General features: G+C 64.0%; 18 protein-coding genes. 11 read left to right on the forward strand and 7 right to left on the reverse strand.

Annotated features, from left to right (window positions below; translation table 11 throughout):
* Positions 1–86: 86 nt before the first annotated feature.
* Positions 87–1100 carry an amino acid ABC transporter substrate-binding protein gene (locus tag FFS37_RS09720; protein WP_137930731.1) on the reverse strand — a complete coding sequence of 338 codons (1014 nt, stop codon included), beginning with the start codon at positions 1098–1100 and terminating at the stop codon, positions 87–89.
* Positions 1101–1211: 111 nt separating this feature from the next.
* Positions 1212–4274 (reverse strand): aminotransferase class III-fold pyridoxal phosphate-dependent enzyme, encoded by a 3063-nt coding sequence (locus tag FFS37_RS09725; protein WP_137930732.1) that lies wholly within the window; start codon positions 4272–4274, stop codon positions 1212–1214.
* Positions 4275–4404: 130 nt separating this feature from the next.
* Here FFS37_RS09725 and FFS37_RS09730 point away from each other — a divergent pair, with 130 nt between their 5' ends.
* On the forward strand, positions 4405–4845 hold the full coding sequence (locus tag FFS37_RS09730) for an Lrp/AsnC family transcriptional regulator (RefSeq protein WP_137930733.1): 441 nt from the start codon (positions 4405–4407) through the stop codon (positions 4843–4845).
* Positions 4846–4882: 37 nt separating this feature from the next.
* Here the strand turns inward: FFS37_RS09730 and FFS37_RS09735 are convergent, their stop codons facing one another.
* Positions 4883–5416 (reverse strand): TetR/AcrR family transcriptional regulator, encoded by a 534-nt coding sequence (locus FFS37_RS09735; protein WP_137930734.1) that lies wholly within the window; start codon positions 5414–5416, stop codon positions 4883–4885.
* A 145-nt stretch (positions 5417–5561) separates the two neighbouring features.
* Here FFS37_RS09735 and FFS37_RS09740 point away from each other — a divergent pair, with 145 nt between their 5' ends.
* Together FFS37_RS09740 and FFS37_RS09745 are read left to right on the forward strand one after the other, a co-directional pair.
* Positions 5562–6866 (forward strand): efflux RND transporter periplasmic adaptor subunit, encoded by a 1305-nt coding sequence (locus tag FFS37_RS09740; RefSeq protein WP_137930735.1) that lies wholly within the window; start codon positions 5562–5564, stop codon positions 6864–6866.
* Positions 6863–9946 (forward strand): efflux RND transporter permease subunit, encoded by a 3084-nt coding sequence (locus tag FFS37_RS09745; RefSeq protein WP_137930736.1) that lies wholly within the window; start codon positions 6863–6865, stop codon positions 9944–9946. The genes FFS37_RS09740 and FFS37_RS09745 overlap by 4 nt, the downstream gene beginning before the upstream one ends.
* Before the next feature lie 147 nt (positions 9947–10093).
* Here the strand turns inward: FFS37_RS09745 and FFS37_RS09750 are convergent, their stop codons facing one another.
* Positions 10094–10555 carry a L,D-transpeptidase gene (locus FFS37_RS09750; RefSeq protein ID WP_137930737.1) on the reverse strand — a complete coding sequence of 154 codons (462 nt, stop codon included), beginning with the start codon at positions 10553–10555 and terminating at the stop codon, positions 10094–10096.
* 305 nt (positions 10556–10860) lie between these two features.
* Between FFS37_RS09750 and FFS37_RS09755 the strand changes: the two genes are divergently transcribed.
* The gene (locus FFS37_RS09755) at positions 10861–11223 is read left to right on the forward strand and encodes a hypothetical protein (protein ID WP_232375610.1); all 363 of its coding nucleotides are present in this window, start codon (positions 10861–10863) and stop codon (positions 11221–11223) included.
* Between the two features lie 56 nt (positions 11224–11279).
* Positions 11280–11447 carry a hypothetical protein gene (locus tag FFS37_RS09760; protein WP_137930738.1) on the forward strand — a complete coding sequence of 56 codons (168 nt, stop codon included), beginning with the start codon at positions 11280–11282 and terminating at the stop codon, positions 11445–11447.
* Positions 11448–11514: 67 nt separating this feature from the next.
* Here FFS37_RS09760 and FFS37_RS09765 read toward each other — a convergent pair whose 3' ends face one another.
* Positions 11515–12213: a response regulator transcription factor gene (locus tag FFS37_RS09765; RefSeq protein WP_137930739.1), complete on the reverse strand. Its 699-nt coding sequence runs from the start codon at positions 12211–12213 to the stop codon at positions 11515–11517.
* 45 nt (positions 12214–12258) lie between these two features.
* Here FFS37_RS09765 and FFS37_RS09770 point away from each other — a divergent pair, with 45 nt between their 5' ends.
* Both FFS37_RS09770 and FFS37_RS09775 read left to right on the forward strand, forming a co-directional pair.
* The gene (locus FFS37_RS09770; protein WP_171026229.1) at positions 12259–13032 is read left to right on the forward strand and encodes a response regulator; all 774 of its coding nucleotides are present in this window, start codon (positions 12259–12261) and stop codon (positions 13030–13032) included.
* Between the two features lie 73 nt (positions 13033–13105).
* Complete coding sequence (locus tag FFS37_RS09775; protein WP_171026230.1) at positions 13106–15190, forward strand: PAS domain S-box protein; 2085 nt, start codon at positions 13106–13108, stop codon at positions 15188–15190.
* Between the two features lie 112 nt (positions 15191–15302).
* Here the strand turns inward: FFS37_RS09775 and FFS37_RS09780 are convergent, their stop codons facing one another.
* Entirely contained in the window at positions 15303–15713 is a 411-nt protein-coding gene (locus FFS37_RS09780; protein ID WP_137930740.1) for a hypothetical protein, read from the reverse strand.
* A 470-nt stretch (positions 15714–16183) separates the two neighbouring features.
* Between FFS37_RS09780 and FFS37_RS09785 the strand changes: the two genes are divergently transcribed.
* The gene (locus FFS37_RS09785; RefSeq protein ID WP_137930741.1) at positions 16184–17386 is read left to right on the forward strand and encodes an aromatic ring-hydroxylating oxygenase subunit alpha; all 1203 of its coding nucleotides are present in this window, start codon (positions 16184–16186) and stop codon (positions 17384–17386) included.
* A 254-nt stretch (positions 17387–17640) separates the two neighbouring features.
* Here the strand turns inward: FFS37_RS09785 and FFS37_RS09790 are convergent, their stop codons facing one another.
* Positions 17641–19059 (reverse strand): aminotransferase, encoded by a 1419-nt coding sequence (locus tag FFS37_RS09790; protein ID WP_137930742.1) that lies wholly within the window; start codon positions 19057–19059, stop codon positions 17641–17643.
* A gap of 148 nt (positions 19060–19207) precedes the next feature.
* Here FFS37_RS09790 and FFS37_RS09795 point away from each other — a divergent pair, with 148 nt between their 5' ends.
* The 3 genes from FFS37_RS09795 to FFS37_RS09805 are packed head-to-tail and all read left to right on the forward strand — an operon-like array spanning position 19208 to position 21134.
* Positions 19208–19399: a hypothetical protein gene (locus FFS37_RS09795; RefSeq protein WP_137930743.1), complete on the forward strand. Its 192-nt coding sequence runs from the start codon at positions 19208–19210 to the stop codon at positions 19397–19399.
* Positions 19396–20313, forward strand: a complete 918-nt coding sequence (locus FFS37_RS09800; RefSeq protein ID WP_137930744.1) for an ABC transporter permease — start codon at positions 19396–19398, stop codon at positions 20311–20313. The genes FFS37_RS09795 and FFS37_RS09800 overlap by 4 nt, the downstream gene beginning before the upstream one ends.
* Positions 20310–21134 carry an ABC transporter permease gene (locus FFS37_RS09805; RefSeq protein ID WP_137930745.1) on the forward strand — a complete coding sequence of 275 codons (825 nt, stop codon included), beginning with the start codon at positions 20310–20312 and terminating at the stop codon, positions 21132–21134. Before FFS37_RS09800 ends, FFS37_RS09805 begins: the two co-directional genes overlap by 4 nt.
* The last annotated feature ends 51 nt before the right edge of the window (positions 21135–21185 follow it).

Consider the following 21185-nt stretch of genomic DNA (forward strand, 5'->3'; position numbering starts at 1 on the left):
CACGCCTGCCCGGCGTGCACGGTCTCAAAGCAATTCCAGGAAAAGTGGGAACCGGCTTTCCGTCCGGAATTGCGGCAGAACAAAGATCAGCGCGCCGGCGGCGCGTACATCAGTCCGCCGGCACTCCACAGCGCATTGATGCCGCGCGCGATCTTCAGCTGGCTGGACTGGCCGAGATTGCGCTCGAAGATCTCGCCGTAATTGCCGACCTTGGCGACGATGTTGTAGGCGAAGGCGGGATCCAGCCCGAGTTGCTTGCCATTATCGCCCTCGACGCCGAGAAACCGTCGGACCGTCGGATTCTGCGACTTCAGCGAGGTTTCCGCATTGGCTTGCGTGATGCCTTCCTCTTCCGCCTCGATCAGCGAGAACAGCGTCCAGCGCACGACATCGAACCACTTGTCGTCGCCCTTGCGCACGGCGGGACCGAGTGGCTCCTTCGAGATGATCTCGGGCAGCACCGCAAAGGCGGCCGGATCGGTCAGCTTCAGGCGCTGCGCGTAGAGCGCCGAGGCGTCCGTCGTGTAGACATCGCAGCGCCCGCTGTCGAACGCCTTGATGATGCTGTCGGCGGAATCGATGACGACCGCCTCATACTTCATGTTGTGGGCGGTGAAATAGTCGGCGACGTTCTGCTCGGTGGTCGTACCCTGCTCGGCGCATACCGTGGCGCCCGAAAGCTTCAACGCGCTGTCCACGCCGAGGTTCTTGCGCACCATGAAGCCCTGGCCGTCATAGTAGGCGGTACCGGCGAAATGGATGCCCATGCCGGTGTCGCGCGACAAGGTCCAGGTCGACTGCCGCGACAGAATATCGACGGTACCGGCCTGAAGGGCGGTGAAGCGCTCCTTGGTCGACAGAGGGACATAGCTCACCTTGTCCGGATCGCCGAAAACCGCGGCCGAAACGGCACGGCAGAAGTCGATGTCGAAGCCGCTCCATTTGCCCTGATCGTCGGGCGCTGAAAAACCCGCGACGCCCTGGCTGACGCCGCACAGAATCGAGCCTCTCTGCTTGACGATGTCGAATGTGTCCGCCTTCGCCGGCACGGCCATCATGGCCGATGCCAGCGCGAGCGCGGCAATGATTGCTTGTCTCATGGTTTCCTCCCTTGCTGAGGCAAAGCCTCTCCTCCCGCCGGCGCGCAAGCGCCGGACGTTCCTGAAAATCGCTACTTACGAGATTGCCGCGCGCCGCCTCGGCGCGCGGCGTCAGCCCTCTGCCCTTTCCGCCAGGACCGCCGCCAGCGTCTCGTCGAGAACGCCGACAAGGTGATCGGCGTTGGCGCGGCTGAAGATCATCGGCGGACGCATCTTCAGCACATTGTCATGCGGGCCCTCGGTTCCGATCAGCACGCCACGCGCCCGCACGCCGTCGTTGACGCGGCGGGCGAGCGCCGTCGCCGGCGTCTTGCTCTCGCGGTCCTCGACCAGCTCGATACCAAGGAACAAGCCCTGGCCGCGCACGTCGCCGATTATGGCGTAGCGCGCTTGCAGTTCCTTGAACCGGGTCAGGAGATAGTTGCCGATCTCCAGCGCATTGCGCCTCAAGCCGTCGCGCTCGATGACGTCGAGCACCGCGAGCCCGGCCGCGCACGACACCGGATTGCCGCCGAACGTATTGAAATATTCCATCCCGTTGTTGAACGAGGCGGCGATCTCCCGGGTCGTGACCACCGCCGCCATCGGATGACCGTTGCCGATCGGCTTGCCCATGGTGACGATGTCGGGCGTCACGTCCTGGGTCTCGAACGCCCACCAATGGCTGCCCACCCGGCCGAAGCCGACCTGGACTTCATCTGCGGCGCAGATGCCGCCGGCGGCACGCACCATGGCGTAGACTTCCTCGAGATAGCCGTCCGGCAGGAACACCTGGCCGGCGACGCTCGGAATCGATTCCGCCAGGAAGAGGCCCGGCGCGCGGCCTTGCCTTGCCATCTCGCTGATCTGCTCGGCGACGCTCTCGGCAAACCGCCTTGCATACTCCTCGGCGGGCCAGTCGGCGGGTGCGCGGTAGCTGTCGGGAATGACAGCCTCGAACACATGTGGCGGCCGGCCCTTGCCGCCCTTGCGCTTGTATTTGTAGGGGCTGAGGTCGATCAGTTCCTGCGTCGTGCCGTGATAGGCCCAGTCGAGCACGATCGCCTCGCTGCGCCCGGTATGGGTTCGCGCCATGCGCAGCATCAGGCTGTTGGCCTCGCTGCCCGAGCAGGCGAAGGACGCGACCGACAGCCCGGCCGGGAGCGTCGCCGTCAGCCGCTCCGCGTAGGTCACGATGGCGTCGTGCAGATAGCGCGTGTTGGTGTTGAGTTTCGCCGCCTGCCTGGCGATCGCTTCGACCACGTCGGGATGGGCATGACCGAGATGGCAGACATTGTTGAAACAGTCGAGATAGGCGCGGCCGCGATCGTCGATCAGCCAGGCGCCTTCGCCCCGCACGAACTTGATCGGCTCGGAATAGGAGATGGAGAGGTTGGGCAGCAGCGTCGCCTTGCGCGCCGCGACGATCTCCGAGCGGGCGCGGCCGCTCTGCCGGAAGGTTTCCGGTGGAATGCCGGCGAGGTCGGCGGCATCGGGAAAGAGCTCTTGCCACACATCGAGATAGCGCTCTTCGCCGACACCCAGTATGTCGCGCGCGGCGAGGCTGGTGTCCGTCGAAATCTGGAAATGCAGGTGCGGCGCCCAGCCGCCATTTTCCGCGGGCCTGCCCATCTCGCCGACAAGCGCGCCGGCGTCCAGGCGGTCGCCCACCTTCAGCCGCTGTCCCGCCTCATGCGCCATGTGGCCCCACAGCGTGACGAAACGCGGACAGTCCGGCGGCGCGTGCTCCAGTGCCACCAGGCAGCCATAGCCGAGCGGGTCCTCTTCGATCTCGACGCTTCTGACCGTGGCGGCGAGCGGCGTATAAAGCCGCGTACCCGCCGGCATGAAGAGGTCGAGGCCAAGATGATTGGCCCGTCGCGCGCCTTCCACGAAACGCGACTGGAACATTTCGCCCGCATAGACCGTGCGCGCCTCACCCCATGGACCGATGCCGAGCGCAACACCATGCTCGGCGCAATAGGCGTCCCACCACGCGGTCGCCTCGTCGGGCTGCTGCGCGGCCGATGCCACGGTCATCGGATTTTGCGGTTCGCCATAAGGCACGAGCGCCTTGGCGAGCGTGGCCGGGTGGCGGTCGAGGATCGGCGCCAGCCGCGTACGGTTCGCCGCGATCCAGCCTGTCACGGCGCGGGCTCCGGGAGCCGCTTCGAAGCCGCAGGCATGGCGCACGATCGCGGTGGCGAAGCGCCGGTTCATCCGCCCAAGGCGATGCAGAAGCCGCCAGGCCGGTGCTTCCGAGATCGACAGATAAGGATTGTCGACGGTCCGGTCCCGGCGCGCGGCGGACAAGGTCACCGAGGTGACGAGGCGCATCGCGATCAGATCGAAGAGCAGGTCGAGTTCCTCTTCGCGCAACGGATATTCGGCATGGAAGCCCGATGTCAGCCGCGCCGCCGCGCCGATCGGATCCTCGGCGTCGAGGATGGCGTAGGCGCAGGCGACGGCGACTTCGGCGATCAGCACGCTGTGCAACGCGTCGCCGAAGTCGATAAGCCCGGCGACGCGCTCTGGCCGGTCGGGGTCGACCAGCACGTTCCAGTCATTGGCGTCGTTATGGATCACCTGCGCGCGCAATGCTGGCAACCGGGGTGCGACCTCCGCATCGAAATGATCAAGGAACCGCTCGAGCAAGGCGCGGTCCCGGCTGTCATCGATATGATGAAGACGATGCCGGGCGCCACCCGCCTGGCGGATATCCCAGTCGAACGAGCGCAAGGCGCCGGGATGGATGAAGCCCTGCAAGGCCCGGTCCAGCCGACCGAGCACGCCGCCGAGGCTCTCGAGCAGCGCCGGGTTCGTCTCGCTCTCTGCCAAAGGCCGTCCCGGAAGCCACGACACCAGACGCAACGCATGCTCTTCGCCGCCGGGGCCCCTGGCATGGGCGAGCGATGTTCCCTGCCCTGTCTTCCTGAGGCGCGGCACGGCGAGATCCGGGCTGTGGCGTTCGAGATGGTCGAACAGGGCTGCCTGAAAATCGCTCTCGACCCGCGGCTCGCTGGCATTGACGATCTTGAATATCCACGCCGAATGATCCGCCGCCATCAGCTTGAAATTCTGGTCGCGCTCGCTGTCGAGCGGCGCGACTGTTCCGGCGATGCCGAAATGCCGCGCCGCGAGATCGACGGCTTCGCCGGGCGGGAAATGCGGCGCTGGGTGGGAAACGTCAGTCATGTGAAATCCGATCTGTCCTGTCGAAGCTTGGCATGGGCCAAAAAATCGGGCATCCGGCAAAGCGTCGGTTACGCCGGCACAATGACTGCTTTGACCGGCACATTAACGGAACCGCCAGGAGCATGGGGACATGAGGGAACTGGACGCCAAGGACAGGGACATTCTCGCCATCCTGTCGAAGGAGGCCCGCATCCCGCTGAAGTCGCTTGCCGGGCGCATCGGCCTGTCGCGCAGCGCGACCAGCGAACGCGTGGCCTCGCTGGAAAAGAGCGGCGTCATAAGGGGCTACCGCGCCGATATCGGCCAGATGGACGCGGGGCTTGTCCGCGCCTTCCTGCTGGTCACGCTTATCCGCACGCCGTCGATCGGCATCCTCGACCAGCTGGCGCGCTATCCGGAAGTGCGCCGGGTGTCGTCGGTCAGCGGTCAGCTCGATCTCATCGTCGAGGTCGAAGTGAAATCGATCGACAGGCTCAACACGGTTCGCGATCTCGTTGCCACGCTCGGCGGTGTCGAGGACCTGACGACCGCCATCGTGCTTCGCCGTGACATCGAACGTGCCGCCGAGTGACGGAGCGTCCCGGCATAGCCTTCGCGACGCCTTCGGCCTATCCGGCGATTTCGAGGAGCGAGGATACCAGCAGCTCGCGCTCTTCCTTCGACAGCACGTCGGAATCGAACAGGTTCATGCTGCGCAGGCCTTCGATGGCCAGATAGCAGACCAGCAGCGATCTGAGATCGTTCCTGCCGCCCTTCAGTCTTTCGAACAGCTGCCGCTTGAACGTCTTGATCGGCGTCATGAAATCGGGGTCCTCGGCGATCGCCGAAAATATCCAGGATGCCGACGGCTGCTTGTCCTCGCAGTCATTGGCCGACAACCTGATATAGACGGCGAGCGGGTTCTCGCCCTTGTCGTTGCTGTTGGCGGCTTCCAGGGCCTGCTCGAATTCGCGCAGATAGCCTTCGACCAGCGCCTGCATCAATTTGGCCTTGGTCGGGAAATTATAGAGCAGTCCGCCCTTCGAGACGCCGGCGCGGCTGGCCACCGCGTCCAGCGACAGGCTGCCGGGTCCGGATTCCCGTGCAACATCAGCGGCCGCGGCGAGGATCTTCTCGCGCGAGTTCGGTCGTTGGGCTCTCATGGCGCCTCCCTTCGCAAGCTTAGGCCCAATTGACAAGACCGTCCAGACGGTACAGTAAGACCGCCACTATTTGAAATCGGGACCCGCGGTCGATATGCGTCCCGATGTCCGAGCTTCGCGCCGGATTTCGACTGAGGGGACTTCCTTGTTCAAGCGCATACTCCGTATCTTCATCATCCTGGTGGTTCTGCTCGTCCTCGCGGTCGTGGTCGGCGGCATTGTCTGGTTCAACTACTTCCGCGACGGCATGATCAAGCAGTATTTCGCCACGATGAAGCCGCCAGCGGCGACCGTGTCGACGACGATCGCCAAGCCGTCGAACTGGACGCCGGGCGTCGAGGCCATCGGCACGGTGCGCGCCGTGCGCGGCGTCGACCTGACGGTTGAAGTCAGCGGCATCGTCAAGGAAATCCCTTTCCATGCCAACGAGAAGGTCGCGTCCAACGCGGTGCTGCTCCAGCTCGACGACGCTGTCGAGCGCGCCGATCTCGAGGCGCAGAAAGCACAGGCCGCGCTCGATCAGGTATCGCTGACCCGCGCCATAGAACTGACCAAGCGTGGTGTTGGCTCTGATTCGACGCTGGACAGTGCGCGCGCCGCGGCATCCGCCTCGGCATCCCAGGTCACAAGGCTGCAGGCGGTGCTCGACCAGAAGCAGCTGACCGCGCCTTTCGCCGGCACGGTCGGCATCCCGAAGATCGACCTCGGCCAATATCTGTCGCCCGGCACCTCGGTGGTGACGCTGCAGGATCTCGACACGATGCGAGTCGACTTCTCGGTTCCCGAACAGCAGCTCCCGCTGCTCAAGATCGGCCAGACGGTCCGGCTCGGCCTCGGCGGCGGCGGTGGTGGCGGCGATATGCCCTTCGCCGGCGCCATTCGCGGCATCGATCCCAAGATCGACCCGTCCAGCCGGCTGGTCAACATCCGCGCCGAAGTCGCCAATCCGGACGGCAAGCTGACCCCCGGCCAGTTCGTGCAGGTGCGTGTCGAACTGCCCGAGGAGCAGAACGTGCTGTCGCTGCCGCAGACGGCGCTGACCACCAGCCTCTACGGCGACTACATCTTCGTGGTGCAGCCGGCGAAGCCCGCCGAAGCGGCGCCCGCACAGGTGGAAAAGCCCGCGGACGCCAAGCCTGCCGACGCCAAGCCTGCGGACGCCAAGCCCGCGGACCCCAAGGCGGCCGATGCCGCGAAGCCTGCCGCCGATGCCAAACCGGCCGATGCGGCCAAGCCGGCGGAGGCCGAGAAGCCCGCGCTCGTGCTGTCGCAGGTCTTCGTCAAGCCAGGCCGGCGCAACCAGGGCATGGTCGAGATCGTCGAAGGGCTGAAGGCGGGTGAAGAAGTCGTCACCGCCGGCCAGAACCGTCTTTTCAACGGCATGTCCGTCAACGTCGACAACACCATCGACCCGACCAAATCGGCAAACAAGCAGGCCGACCAGCAATGAGCGTTTCCGATCTCTTCATTCGCCGGCCCGTCCTGTCGACGGTGCTTGCCTGCATGATCCTGCTCCTGGGGTTCCAGGGCATCTTCAACCTGTCGATCCGGCAGTATCCGAAGGTCGACGAAACCGCGATCACGATCACGACCGCCTATCCGGGCGCCAGCGCCGACCTGATCCAGGGCTTCATTTCCGCCCCGATCGCGCGCGCCGTCGCCTCGACGGAAAACATCGACTACGTCACCTCGTCGAGCAGCCCGTCCTCCAGCACCGTGACGGTGCAGATGAAGCTCGGCTCCGATCCGGACACCGCGCTGACGGAAGTGCTGTCGAAGGTGCAGGGCGTGCGCGGCACCTTGCCGGACGCGTCCAAGGACCCTGTCATCGTCAAGGGTACCGGCCAGCAGTTCGCGATGATGTACATCTCGATGCAGAATCCGAACATGACCAAGGAGCAGCTGACCGAGTACATCCAGCGCGTCATCCGGCCCCGCATGTCGACGGTCGAGGGCGTCGCCGACGTCCAGATTTTCGGCGCCCAGCAATATTCTATGCGCGTCTGGATCGATCCGGTCCGGCTTGCCGCGCGCGGCGTGACGGCGGCCGAAGTGCTGACGGCGATCAACAACTCCAACTTCCTGTCGGCGCCCGGCAACACCCAGAACGAGTTCGTGGTCTCCTCGATCACCGTGCGCTCGACGCTGCAGACGCCGGAAGCCTTCGCCGAACTGCCGCTACGCTCCACCGACGGCAATGTCGTGCGGCTGCGAGACGTGGCACGCATCGAACTCGGCGCCGAAAACACCGACACCCGGGTGAGCTTCAACGGCAAGCCCGGCACCTTCCTCGCCATCTTCCCGACGCCTGCCGCCAACCCGCTGACAACCGCGGCCGCGCTCACCAAGCTCGTCCCGCAGATCCAGGAGACGCTGCCGAAGGGAATGACGATCGAGGTCGTCTATGACGCCACCGGCCAGATCAGCGCCTCGATCGACGAAGTGTTCAAGACCATCGCCGAAGCGGTCGCCATCGTCGTCGTCGTCATTCTTCTGTTCCTCGGCTCCTTCCGTTCGGTGATGATGCCCATCGTCACCATTCCGCTGTCGCTGATCGGCGTCTGCTTCCTTCTGTTCGCGGTCGGATACTCGATCAACCTGCTGTCGCTGCTGGCCATGGTGCTGGCGATCGGCCTTGTCGTCGACGATGCCATCGTGGTGGTGGAGAACATCCACCGCCATATGGAGGAAGACCATATGTCGCCGATGCAGGCCGCCTTCAACGGCATGCGCGAGATCGCCACCGCCATTGTCGCCATGACAATGACGCTGGCGGCCGTGTTCGCGCCGCTGGCCTTCACCGGCGGCCTCACCGGTGCGCTGTTTCGCGAATTCGCGGTGACGCTGGCCGGCTCCGTGGTGCTGTCGGGCATCATCGCCATCACCATCACACCGATGATGTCGGCGCGCCTCCTGAAGCCCGGCAATGCCGGCCGTTTCCAGCGTATCGTCGACGGCGCCTTCTCGCGGGTCGAGCATGTCTACGAGCGAGCCGTCACCGGCTCGCTGAACTATCGCCCCTTGACGCTGATCATCGTGCTGGCGCTCGTCGGCGTGACCGGCTTCATGTTCACCAAGACGTCGAGCGAACTGGCACCGGAAGAGGATCAGGGCTTCCTGCTCTCGCTGGTCACGGCGCCGCGTTATGCGACATCCGACTACACCGAGACCTACGTCAATCAGATCCTGGGCCTTGTGAAGGACATTCCCGAAACGCGGGCGCAATTCTCGGCCGTCGCCTTTGGCGGCGCGACCAACAGCGCCTTCGTCGGCTTCGCCTTCAAGGACTGGGCCGAGCGCAAGCGCAATTCCAAGCAATTGCAGGCCGACATCACCGCCCGTATCGCCAAGGTGGCGGGCGTACAGGCTTTCGTCTTCGCGCCGCCGACGCTGCCGGGTTCCGGCGGCGGCCTGCCGATCGCCATGGTGGTGCGTTCGACCGGCACCCCGGCGGAGGTCTTCGAGGAGGCAGAGAAGATCAAGAACAAGGCGCAGGCTTCGGGCCGCTTCATCGTCGTGCAGAACTCCATGGCCTATGACGCGCCGCAGGTGACGGTGACCATCGACCGCGACCGTGCCGCAGCCCTCAACCTGCCGATCGCCGACATCGGCCGCACCCTCACTTTGCTGGTGGGCGGCGCCGAAGTGGCGCAGTTCGACCGCGACTCGAACAGCTACGACATCATCCCGCAGGTGCCGCAGGAATTCCGCGACAACCCAGAAAGGCTCGGCGAATATTTCGTGCGCAGCGTGACGGGCGAGATGGTGCCGCTGTCGGCCGTGGTGAAGATTTCCAACAACGCGGCCCCCGCGGCGATCGAGCAGTTCAACCAGTTGAATTCCTCGACGATTTCAGCGCTCCCGCTGCCCGGAGTCACCACCGGCGACGGCTTGAAAGTGCTGGAAGACCTCGCCAGGGAGACCTTGCCCGATACCTTCTTCGTCGACTATTCCGGCCAGTCCCGGCAGGAGAAGGAGCAGGGCAACACCATCCTGATCGCATTTGCCGCCGCCGTCGTCGTCATCTATCTGGTGCTGGCGGCGCAGTTCGAGAGCTTCCGCGACCCGCTGATCATCATGATGGCGGTGCCGTTGTCGATCTTCGGCGCGATCGTGCCGCTCAATATCGGTCTCGGTACGCTCAACATCTACACGCAGGTCGGCCTGATCACGCTGATCGGTCTGATCACCAAGCACGGCATTCTCCTTGTCGAGTTCGCCAACCAGCAACGCGAGGCCCATGGCATGCGACGGCGGGACGCCATCATCGCTTCGGCCAAGGTGCGTCTGCGGCCGATCCTGATGACGACGGCGGCGATGGCGCTTGGCGTGGTGCCGCTGATCACCTCCAGCGGCGCCGGTGCCGCGGCCCGCTATTCAATGGGCCTGGTGATCTTCACCGGCATCCTGGTCGGCACCATGTTCACGCTGTTCGTCGTGCCGATGTTCTACACTTTCATCGCCAGCAAGGACCTGCCCAAGCACGCCGAGAAGCCGGATCCGAAACTGATGCCGGCGCTGCAGGACTGACAAAAGCCGAACAACAAAAAGAGGCCGGGAATTTCCCGGCCTCTTTTTTTGGCTGTGCTCGGTACCGCGCGAAATGCTCCGCCGGGAGCCCTGGGCGGGCGCGGCAGTCCGCCGGCCCGCCCACAGCCTGCTACTTGACCCCGGCCGCTACTTGACGATGACGATGCTGGTGTTGGCCGGCCCGAAGGTCTCGACCAGCTGATAGAAATCGGCGGCATTGTCGGGGTGCAGCCGCACGCAGCCATGCGAGGCGGGCTGGCCGAGGCGCTTGATGGCATAGGTGGCGTGCACCGCGTAGCCGCCGCTGAAGAACACCGAATGCGGCATCGGCGCGTTGTCGTATTTCTTCGAATACCACATCTCATGCATGCGCGTCGGCTTGAACGAACCGGTCGGCGTCACATGCGCCCTGTCGCCGGTGGAGACCTTCCAGGCGAAGGTCGGCCGTCCGTCGACCGATACCTCCATGATCTGCTCCGAAAGCGACACGCGTGCCACGATCCTGTTGGCCGCATGGGCGGCGCCCGAACCGGCACCGAACAGAAGTGCCGCCCCCGTCAGCGCGGCGGCGGTGATGTTGATGAGCTTTGCGGAAGTGGCGATGTGCATGATGTCCCTCTCTCTGCCGGCCCGGCCGGCTCCATCTGATGACCGGCTTATCGTTGCATCATGTTTCGGAGAGATTTCGCTAAATATTCGTTTTTGTTTCGAGTGTGTTTCCTCTGGTTAACGCGCTGCGCGCCAAAGACAGGCTCTCCCATCTTCATCGCGCATGGCTTGTCACTACACATGGGTATTTTCTCCGAAACGAAAGTTCGGATTGCGCTAATATGAAAACTTTACCTCTATTTTCGAAACCAATCTGCAACAAAGCGCGGGTTCTGGCGGCATGATCCGGATACGGAGCCGAAGCAATGTTGACGCAACGAAAGCAGACGGCAACGGCCATGGGAACGAAATCGAACATCTGGTCCTGGATTTTCGGGATCAGCATCGCGGCGGCAGCCATCGGCGGTGTCGGCATTGTTGCCGGCGACCCTGTGGCGCGGCTCGCGGCGATGACATCGAGCGAGATCTCGACCCTTCACGTCGCCCTGTTTTCAGCCACGGTCTGGATTTTATCCAGCCTGCGCATCGCCCGGCTCAAGGCCCTCTGGCGGGTTGGCCTTCGGCTGGCATTGCGCGGCCCCTCCGGCAACTTGCTGCCGAGAGGACCGAAGGCCCGCGCCGCCGCGGGGGGCTCCGTAGGCGGCGCGGGCACTTCGGGAGGCTCCTGAAGCGACCCGCGACAGATCATTTTTTTGAAGAATTGGTATTTCCGGAGATTGGAACGATGAAGACGAAATTCGCGGCCTCCGTGCTTTCCGCATTGCTGTACGCGCAGGGCCTGCTCGGCTTTGCCGCCCTCGCCACCGTGCTTCTCAAGGACCGCGCCCACGCGAGCGAACTCACTTCTGGCAAGGACATGCCGTCGGGTCCGTCCTTGCTGGTGGTGCGCTGAGCGTCCGGGGCATCGGCAAGTGGAACCTCCGATGCTCGATCACCAAGATATTCCGCGTGCTCCGCCGTCAGTCGGCGAACTGCCGCGGCGGATCGAAGCGGTAGCCGGCGCCACGTATCGTAGTGATGGTCTCGGTATCGAGCTTGCGGCGCAGCCGCACGATGCGCGAATCGATCGACCGGTCGAAGGCATCCGCATTCTCGGCCGGCGCGGCGGCGATGATGTCGTCACGCGTCAGCACCTTGCGTGGGCTTGCCAGGAACAGCCTGAGCAGCGCCACCTGGCCGGGCGAAAGCTGTTCCTCCGCGCCGGAGCGGTGCATGACGATCGCCGAGCGCAGATCGACGGTCGCGTTCTCCAGCACGATCAGTTCCTGGTTGCCCCTGCCGCGCCGCGAAAGCAGGCCGCCGACACGGGCGGCGAGTTCGCGCACATTGAGCGGACTTTCGACGACATCGGCCGCGCCAAGCTCAAGCGCCAGCACCTTGTCGACGAGATCGCCCGGCCGGCAGATCAGGATGAAGTCCGGTCCTTCCTCGCCGCCGCTTTTGCTCCCGTAGCGCCTGAGCAGCTCCCGCCCCTCCGCCTGGCTGAGGCTGTCACCCACGACGACGACATCGATACCCGAGCCGGCCAGCAGCGATTCCGCCTCCCAGGGCTGTCGCGCCTGGCGCACATCATGGCCACGGCGCTCCAGATGGTCGGCCAGTTCGCTCGCCACGACTTCGGCGACGGAGACAAGCGCGATGACGGCTCGTGCGGCCATGTTTTCCAACCGTTCCCTGGCAACCGGATATGAGTGCTGGACATCATGTTTATACCCAATCTACTTTCCACTGAAAGTGGCAGCGAGGGCATCGTGCGGGCAAGAATTGTCATCGTCGAGGACGAGCCCGACCTGAGGGACGCGGTGGCCGAGTATCTCGGCGCCGCCGGCTATGACGTGGCGACCGCGGAAACCGCGGCCGCTGCGCGTGCCCTGGTCGAGACGCAGTCCTTCCACCTGGCCATCCTCGACATCGCCATGCCCGGCGAGGACGGGCTTTCGCTCGGCCGCTGGCTGCGATCGAAATTGCCCATCGGCATCATCTACGCGACCGCCGCCGGCACCGCGCTGGACCGCATCGTGGGACTGGAACTGGGCGCCGACGACTATATCGTCAAACCTTACGAGCTGCGCGAAGTGCTGGCGAGGGTCCGCAGCGTGCTGCGCCGCGTCCCGCAACCAACGGAATTGATGGACAGGAAGGACAGGACCGAGCGCCGCTCCGTCGCCTTCGGCACCTTCCACGCCGATCTCGACGGCAGGCTGGTCACCGGCGCCAACGGCTCGGTGATCGATATGGCCAAGAGCGAGTTCGACGTGCTGGAGGTTTTTCTGACCCGCGCCAACCGGCTGCTGACGCGCGCCGCGATCTCGGAGGCGATCGGTTTCACCGAGGATCCCGAATCCTCGCGTGCCGTCGACATCCGCATCATGCGCCTGAGGAAAAAGATCGAGGCGGATCCCGCCAATCCGAAATTCCTGCGCACGGTGCGCGGCGAGGGCTATATATTTTCGCTGCCGGCCGGCGACGGGAACTGAGCGCGACACCCGAGAGGGTTCGCAGCCGTCGCCCGCCGACCGACCTGGCATGGCTTTGGAATGACGGCTGACAATGACGGGCGAAGCGGCAAACACGGATATGCAGGAGTTCAGGCAGGGCGCGGCGATGGCCGCGGTGCGCGTCGTGCGACGCTTGCGCGAGGCCGGCGACTGGCAGCGCGAGATGGACGGCATACTGGAAGTGCTGTGCCGCGCCATCGAATGCCAGCGCGGCATCCTGTTCCGCTTGCGCGAACTTCCCGGCCAGGGCTTTGCTCAGTCTGTCGCCGCCTACTGGATCGATCCCGATTTCGGCGGAGAGCTGGCGTCGCCGACCGTCATCATGCAGTCGATCGTCAACTCCGATCCGCTGCTCGAGCGCGTTGCCGAAGACGAACGGCAGGGTAAGATCTTCGCCGGCCACACACGCGACCTCGAGGGCTTCCTGAGGGCCGATTTCGAGAAGCAGAGCATAAAGTCGTTCCTGTCGGTGTCGGTCTTCGCGCATGGCCATCTCTGGGGCACTCTGGCGGTCAATGACTGTGTCGACGAGCGCGAATGGACCGACGAGGAAGAGGCGACGCTGCACATCATCGCGCTCGCCATCGGCGACGCCATCGAACGCTCGCCGTCCGACGCCCATGCCAGTGAAGTCATCCGCCGCACCATGCTGCAGGCATCGCTCGACGCCATCATCGTCATCGACGAAACCGGCTCCATCATCGAGTTCAACCCGGCGGCCGAAAAGATGTTCGGCTTCCTGCGCAGCGACATTCTCGGCAAGGACCTGCTCGACACGGTCGTGCCCGAATACTACCGCAAGGGCTATACTTCGGGCGCCGAGTACATGTCCGGGCGCGGGGCGCCCATGGTCGGCCAGCGCCTGGAGACGGTGACGCAGAACGCCGCCGGCGAGGTCTTCCCGATCGAACTGACCGCGACCGAGATGCGCGTCGCCGACCGCCGCCTGATCTTCGGCTCCATCCGCGACCTGCGCGACAAGCTGCGCGCCGAGGAAGAGATCAACCGGCAACGCGAGAAACTGCATCAGAACGAGAAGATGGCGGCGATGGGCTCACTGCTGGCCGGCGTCTCGCATGAGCTCAACAATCCGCTGGCGGTCGTGGTTGCCCAGTCGACGCTGCTGCATGAATTCGCCTCCGACCCGCAGACCAAGGTTCGTGCCGAAAAGGTGCGTGCCGCCGCCGAGCGCTGCGGCCGCATCGTCAAGAGCTTCCTCTCGATGGTGCGCCTCCATCCCGCCGCACAGGCCGAGACCGACCTGAACCAGGTGATCCGCGCCGCGCTCGAGGTGACCGCCTATGGCGCGCGCTCGAGCGGCATCGTCATCGACACCGATTTCGCGCCCGGTCCGCTCCTGGCCATGGCCGATGCCGATCACGTGACGCAGGTGGCGGCCAATTTCCTCATCAACAGCCAGCACGCGCTGGCCGGCATCCCCGGCGACCGGCAGATCAAGGTGCGGACGTTCCGCAGCGACCGTGGCAATCCCGGCTTTTCGGTCGAGGACAACGGTCCCGGCGTTCCCGAGGCGATCCGCAACCGCATCTTTGAATCCTATTTCACCACCAAGCCGGTCGGCGTCGGCACCGGCATCGGCCTGTCGATCTCGAAATCGATCATCGAGCGGCACAATGGCAATGTCTGGTTCGAGGAAGTGCTGCCGAAGGGCGCGCGTTTCGTCGTCCAGCTGCCGGCGATTTCGGCGGGCGTAGCCGCCCCTGGCGAAGTCCAGCCCCGCTCAAGCGGCCTGCGCCATGCCTTGATCATCGATGACGAGCCCGACGTCGCCGGCTCGCTGTCGGACATTCTCGAATTGATGGGCATCAAGTCGCGGGTCGCACCCGTGTGGGAATCGGGTTCCGCCACCTTGAGTGGCCACATGCCGCCCGACATCGTCTTTTCGGATCTGCGCATGCCCGGCATTTCAGGCATATCGATCTATCGCGAACTGCTTGCGGAGAGGCCCGACCTGGCGCGGCGTTTCGTGCTCGTCACCGGCGACCTGATCGGCGCCAAGGCCGAGATCGAAGCCTTGCCGGCGCAGCAGCGGCCGCAGATCCTAGAGAAACCGTTCAGCACGCTGGACGTGCGCAGCGTGCTTTCGACGATCGCCGACCAGGCCGCGCCGAAGTAAAAAAAGGCTCCCGGCCGACAATGCGGCGGGAGCCGAAGGGAGCGCTGGAGGAAGCGCTCGGGGAGTTCAAGGCCCAATTCCCAACGGCAGCCGGGATCGTGCCTGGCGAAAGTCAGAAGATGTTCGGCGTGTTGGTCAGCGGCGCCGCGTTTGCGATCATGCGGATGGCCCGCGCCTTGTGGGTTCCTGACTGCTCGGCGATGGCGCGCAGGCAATCCACGCTCTCGGCGCCCCAGGCCTGCCCCTTGCAGGCGAAATCGATGGCCGGCATGGGCAGCCGCGCGGTCCTGGTGGTGGTCAGCGCACCGTCGGCGATGTTGGCCGGCGGGTTGAGCGAGGCGAAGGCCGGGCCGACCGTCGGCGCGAACGCCATGCCGGCGAAGGCGCAAGCAGCCAACGCCATGAACATTGCCATGGGGTGATCGCTGGCGCGCTGGCGGAGCGCCAGTTTCGGGCGGCGGTCAGCGCGCTCCGGAGCCTGAAGCCGACGCTCGCCGCGGGTGATCTGAACTTTCGCATGCATTGCCTTCCCCTTCGTTGATTTTCTTTTTTCGATAAAACGAATTTAACCGCGCTTTGTAACAGCGCTACGGTGACGATTATCTGACAATGTAACCGGATTGAAACATTGATTCGGGCAAAAACAGGCAAAATCGGGCAACCAACTTCCTGATTCTACGATTGGCATTACCGGTGGTGACGAATGCACGCCCCCGGCGGGTGGTCCGTGAACGAAAAGCGCTTTTTGCCCAAGCCGGAACTTCGCGGGCGGATCCCGTTTCCAGGCCCCGAGATCACCGCCGGGCGCGGCACGGAAACCCGGGCTAACACCCAGATTTTCCGGCGTTTTCAGAGCCCGCGGCGGTACGAAATTCAACTGGAATTGCCGCTGCCGTTTTCGTCACAGAAACGACGCCCTCCCACAAGCCATTGCATTTCAATGCAAAATATGATTATATTGAATGAGTATTCAATAAAAAGACGAGACGTTTTATGAACCCGCACCTCCGTGACGTGGCAATCCCGAATGATTGGGACCGGCGGGGACTACCGGGCTGGAGTTACCATTCGGCCGCCCTTCTCGAGCTCGAGAAGGAGCATGTTTTCCGCAATCACTGGCAGATCGCCGGGCATGTCTGTGACATTCCCAACGCCGGCGATTATCTGACCATGGACGTCATCGGCGAGCGCGCCCTGATCGTGCGCGGCAAGGACGGCGTGGTGCGCGGCTTCAACAATATGTGCCGCCATCGCGGCAGCCGTGTCGTGGCCGACAGCCAGGGCAACTGCAAGAACGCGCTGGTATGCCCGTTCCACGGCTGGGTTTACAATCTCGACGGCACGTTGCGGGGTGCTGCCCGCCCCCGCTCCTTCCCCGACCTCGACAAGACCGAATTCGGCCTGATGCCGCTCGACCTCGAAGTCTGGATGGGCTTCATTTTCATCCGCTTCCGCAATGGCGGGCCACAGCCTTCCGTCGCCGAATTGCTGAAGCCGATCGAGCCGGAATTCGCGCATTACAATGCCGCAGACATGGTGCCGTCCTGGGGCATCTGGACCCAGAAGACGCCGGTCAACTGGAAGTCGGTGCGCGATGTCGACAATGAGGGCTACCACGTCGCCATGGCCCATCCCGCCCTGCAGGATCTCTACGGCGCCACCTATTTCGACGAGCCTTTCGTCAACGGCGTGTCGCGCTCCTTCGCCACCTACAATCCGCATGCCGGCCGCCGCTGGAGCGTCAAGAACTATGTCAAGATCGCGCCGGAGCCGGCGCATCTGCCGGACTATCTCAGGAAGGCCTGGGTCTATTACGGCATCTTTCCGAACGCGGTTCTCTCGGTGATGCCGGAATCGGTGCAGTTCTATCAGGAGTTTCCGCTGTCGACCGGCGAGACGCTGCTGCGCGGCGCCATCTACCGCTACCGCGACGAAAGCCGCGAACAGGCCGCCGCCCGCTACCTCTCCTTCCGCATCGACCGCGACACCATGTCGGAGGATGTGCAGCTCTCGGTCTGGTCGAACGAATCCATGCTGTCCGAAGCCTTCGAGGGTTTCTACCTCTCGGACCTCGAATATGGCGTGCGCACCCATCACGACCACCTGCGCCGGCAAATCCCGGTGCTCGGCCTGGAGACCGCGCCGGAGGAAAAAGACATGTGGAATCTGAACGACGCGCTGAGGTCGCGCTCGTAGCGCCTCTTCCTTCTCCCCGTTTACGGGGAGAAGGTGCCCGAAGGGCGGATGAGGGGCGGCGCCAACGCTTCGCGATTGGCTTGCCCGCAACCTCGGAAGATGATCGTGCGACTGAATTCCTGGAAGCCCGCGCCGCGCCAGGTTATCGCCTCAGGCGGATGACGCTCTCAAAACGCGGCCAATCGCCAACGCTGGCGCCGCCCCTCATCCGCTTGCCGGCACCTTCTCCCCGTGGAACGGGGAGAAGGAAGAACTTACCCCCGCCACACGCCTTCCTTGCGCAAATCGTCCATCGTGCGCGAAATGCCTTCGCGCAGGATGCCGACCATGTCGTCGATCTGCTCGCGCGTGATGATGAGCGGTGGCGACATCACACACATGTTGATGAGCGGCCGCACCAGCAGGCCAAGCTCGTGGCAATGCGCATCGATGCGTTTGCCGACATCCTTGTCGAGCTGCAGCGGATCCTTGCTTTCGCGGTCGGCGACGCATTCCACGCAGCCCATCAGCCCGACGCCGCGCACCTCGCCGACCAGCGGCAGTTCTTCCAGCGTCTTCAGCTGCGCCTGGAAGTAAGGCGCGACCGCCTGGGTATGGGCGAGCACGCCTTCTTCCAGAAGATCGAGATTCTTCAACGCCACCGCGCAGCCGACCGGATGGCTGGTGTAGGTCAGCCCATGGCCGAACATGGCATCGGGATGATTCGAGCGGCGCAACTCTTCCAGCAAGCGTTCCGAGATGATCACGCCGCCGAGCGGGAAATAACCCGAGGTGACACCCTTGGCGAAGGTGATCATGTCCGGATCGATGCCGAACACATCGCCCGAGGCAAAGACATGGCCAAGCCGGCCGAAGCCGGTCACCACCTCGTCGGAGATGTAGAGGATATCATTGTCGCGGCAGATCTCGCGGATGCGCTTGAGATAACCGTCGGGCGGTATGACGACGCCGCCGGAGGCCTGAATGGGCTCCCCGACGAAGGCACCGATCCTGTCGGCGCCGACACGCGCGACCGTGTCGCGGAACTGATCCACCAGGAAATCGGTGAAGGCGGCGATGCTCATGCCCTTTGGCCGGCGGAACGGATCGGGCGAAGACAGTTTCACGACCAGTTCATCGGCGCCGTCCATCCAGTCGCGGTCGCGCGGACGGCCATTGAGCGAGGCCGACAGATAGGTCGAGCCGTGATAGGCGCCGCCACGGCTCAACATCAGCTTCTTCTCGGGCCGGCCGCGCACATTGTTGTAGAACTGCATGAAGCGCAGCGCCGTTTCGACGGCCGAGGAACCGCCGGTCGTATAGAAGACATGGCTGAGATCGCCCGGCGCATGACCCGCGATCCGCTCGGCAAGCTCCGCCGACGGCGTGTTCATCGTGTACCAGGGCGTGTTGTAGGACAGCGCCATGGCCTGATCGTACATCACCCTGGCGAGTTCCTCGCGACGGTGGCCGACATTGACGCACCACATGCCGGCAGGCCCGTCGATCAGCCGCTTGCCGGTACTGTCGGTGATGTAGATGCCGTCGCCTTCGCCGATCAGCGCGCGCGCCTCGGCGCCGACGGAACCGGCATAGGGCCAGGGCTGGATGAGATGCCGCTTGGCCAGTTCGACGGCATCGTCGCCGCCGGGCATCGCCATTTCGGTCGCCTTCAGATCCCTCACCGCAGCCATCATCGCCTCCACTTCTCTCGTCGATTTTTTCCTGAACACCGAATTGAGCGTCAAACGCCGGAAATAGGCGTTTTCTTCACCTAATTTTGAATGTCCGTTCAATCAATATCTCAGAAATAGCGCTTGATTTCAATCCACGGATGCGCGCATGATGAAAGAAAGCCGGCAAGCTAGGGGAGCGATCAGCAAAATGGTCACCGGTTTTGCGTTCGACCGCGCCCCGATCATGAAGTGGGAACAAACAGCCGGCGCCAGCACAATGGGAAGCCGCATGGCGCAACCGTCGAGGCCAGCAACCGAGATCACGCCCGGAGCGCTGACGCCGGGAGCCTTGCAATGACGGCGGCGGCGGAAGGGTCGGCCCCGTTACGCATGACGCGGGCCAGACGAAATGCCCTTCTGCAATCCGAGCCGGTACAGGGCTTTGCCCTGATCAGTCCCACCTTTCTCTATGCGCTTGTCCTGCTGGTCCTGCCGATCCTGGTGGTCATCGCCCATTCCTTCTGGACGCAGCACTACCTGACCATCGATCGCACCTTCACGCTGGAGAACTACCGCATCGCGCTGACCGAGCCGATCTACCGCGATCTGTTGTGGCGCTCGCTCTACATTTCACTGACGGTCAGCCTGTTTACGGTCATTCTGGCCTATCCCATCGCCTACTTCATTTCCTTCCATGGCGGCCGCCACAAGAGCCTGTGGCTGTTCCTCATCACCATCCCGTTCTGGACCAGCTATCTCCTGCGCGTGATGTCGTGGAAGGTCATCCTCGGTTATAATGGCGTGCTCAATTCGGGCCTGATGGGCCTCGGCATCATCGATGAACCGTCGACGGCGCTGCTCTACAATTCGAGCGCCGTCATCATCACGCTCACCCATGCCTGGGCGGCCTTCGCCATCCTGCCGATTTTCGTGTCGCTGGAAAAAGTCGACCGCACGCTGGTCGAGGCCGCCACCGATCTTGGCGATGGTCCGTTGCGGTCGTTCCTGCGCGTGACCTTGCCGCTGTCGGCGCCGGGCATCATTTCAGCGGCGCTGATCGTCATGATCCCGACGGTCGGCGACTATGTCACGCCCAAGCTCGTCGGCGGCAAGGATGGCGTGATGATCGCCAACGCCATCCAGGCGCAGTTCGGCAAGGCGGCCAACTGGCCGCTGGGTGCCGCCCTTTCCGTCACCACCATGCTCATCGTCTCCCTGATGGCCGGCGCCACGGTGCTGATCATCCGCACCCTGCAGAGGATGGCGCGATGAGAGCGCGTTCCCGTTTCCTGCCGGGCGGCTGGCTGTCCGTCTACGCGTTCCTCTACATCGTCTTCCTCTATCTGCCCGTCATCTTCCTGCCGATCTTCTCGATCAACACGTCGCCGACGCCGAAATTCCCGCTCACCGGCTACACGCTGCAATGGTACGAGGACCTGCCGCACACGCCGGCGCTCCTCGACGCCGCCTGGAACAGCCTGATCGTCGGCATCTCGGCCTCCGTGCTTTCCACCGTGCTCGGCATCCTCGCCGCCCGTTCGATCACCCGCTACCGTTACCCTGGCCGCCGCGCCATCAACGGCCTGATCATGGCGCCGCTGGTGCTGCCCGAGGTGATCGTGGCCATCTCCATGCTGCTGGTCATGCTGCAGCTGGGACTGAGCCTGTCGCTGTTCACCGTCGTGCTCGGCCACGTGCTGGTCTGCATTCCTTATTCGATGACTGTGCTGACGTCGGGCTTCGAAGGTTTCGACCGCAGCCTTGAGGAAGCCTCCGCCGATCTCGGCGAAAGCGCCTTCGGCACCTTCCGGCGCGTGACGCTGCCGATGGTGGCGCCGGCGATCATCTCCAGCCTGCTCGTCTGCTTCACCATCTCGCTGGATGAGTTCATCATCGCTTTCTTCCTGACCGGAACCGAGGCGACACTGCCGATCTACATCTGGGGCCAGTTGCGTTTCGCATCGAAACTGCCGGGCGTTCTGGCGCTCGGCACGCTGCTTCTGGTCGCTTCTTTCCTTTTGATGACCGTCGCCGAAATCCTGCGCCGCCGCGCGGCCAGACGCACCCAGAACGAGGGAGGCCTCTATGCCTGACCAGCCGCGGATCGAGCACCCCCGCGCGGAGCGGCCGCAATCCGAAAAGCC

Origin of the sequence: Mesorhizobium comanense, assembly GCF_005503535.1 — a bacterium.
In the GTDB taxonomy this organism is placed as follows: domain Bacteria; phylum Pseudomonadota; class Alphaproteobacteria; order Rhizobiales; family Rhizobiaceae; genus Mesorhizobium; species Mesorhizobium comanense.

Bases quoted from the DNA above. Each gene is read 5' to 3' on its own strand.
- FFS37_RS09750 (WP_137930737.1), bottom strand. From the start codon at position 10,555: ATGCACATCGCCACTTCCGCAAAGCTCATCAACATCACCGCCGCCGCG.
- FFS37_RS09765 (WP_137930739.1), bottom strand. From the start codon at position 12,213: ATGGCCGCACGAGCCGTCATCGCGCTTGTCTCCGTCGCCGAAGTCGTG.
- FFS37_RS09795 (WP_137930743.1), top strand. From the start codon at position 19,208: ATGATGAAAGAAAGCCGGCAAGCTAGGGGAGCGATCAGCAAAATGGTC.
- FFS37_RS09760 (WP_137930738.1), top strand. From the start codon at position 11,280: ATGAAGACGAAATTCGCGGCCTCCGTGCTTTCCGCATTGCTGTACGCG.
- FFS37_RS09735 (WP_137930734.1), bottom strand. From the start codon at position 5,416: ATGAGAGCCCAACGACCGAACTCGCGCGAGAAGATCCTCGCCGCGGCC.
- FFS37_RS09745 (WP_137930736.1), top strand. From the start codon at position 6,863: ATGAGCGTTTCCGATCTCTTCATTCGCCGGCCCGTCCTGTCGACGGTG.
- FFS37_RS09755 (WP_232375610.1), top strand. From the start codon at position 10,861: ATGTTGACGCAACGAAAGCAGACGGCAACGGCCATGGGAACGAAATCG.
- FFS37_RS09720 (WP_137930731.1), bottom strand. From the start codon at position 1,100: ATGAGACAAGCAATCATTGCCGCGCTCGCGCTGGCATCGGCCATGATG.
- FFS37_RS09780 (WP_137930740.1), bottom strand. From the start codon at position 15,713: ATGCATGCGAAAGTTCAGATCACCCGCGGCGAGCGTCGGCTTCAGGCT.
- FFS37_RS09800 (WP_137930744.1), top strand. From the start codon at position 19,396: ATGACGGCGGCGGCGGAAGGGTCGGCCCCGTTACGCATGACGCGGGCC.
- FFS37_RS09725 (WP_137930732.1), bottom strand. From the start codon at position 4,274: ATGACTGACGTTTCCCACCCAGCGCCGCATTTCCCGCCCGGCGAAGCC.
- FFS37_RS09790 (WP_137930742.1), bottom strand. From the start codon at position 19,059: ATGGCTGCGGTGAGGGATCTGAAGGCGACCGAAATGGCGATGCCCGGC.
- FFS37_RS09730 (WP_137930733.1), top strand. From the start codon at position 4,405: ATGAGGGAACTGGACGCCAAGGACAGGGACATTCTCGCCATCCTGTCG.
- FFS37_RS09770 (WP_171026229.1), top strand. From the start codon at position 12,259: ATGTTTATACCCAATCTACTTTCCACTGAAAGTGGCAGCGAGGGCATC.
- FFS37_RS09775 (WP_171026230.1), top strand. From the start codon at position 13,106: ATGACGGGCGAAGCGGCAAACACGGATATGCAGGAGTTCAGGCAGGGC.
- FFS37_RS09785 (WP_137930741.1), top strand. From the start codon at position 16,184: ATGAACCCGCACCTCCGTGACGTGGCAATCCCGAATGATTGGGACCGG.
- FFS37_RS09805 (WP_137930745.1), top strand. From the start codon at position 20,310: ATGAGAGCGCGTTCCCGTTTCCTGCCGGGCGGCTGGCTGTCCGTCTAC.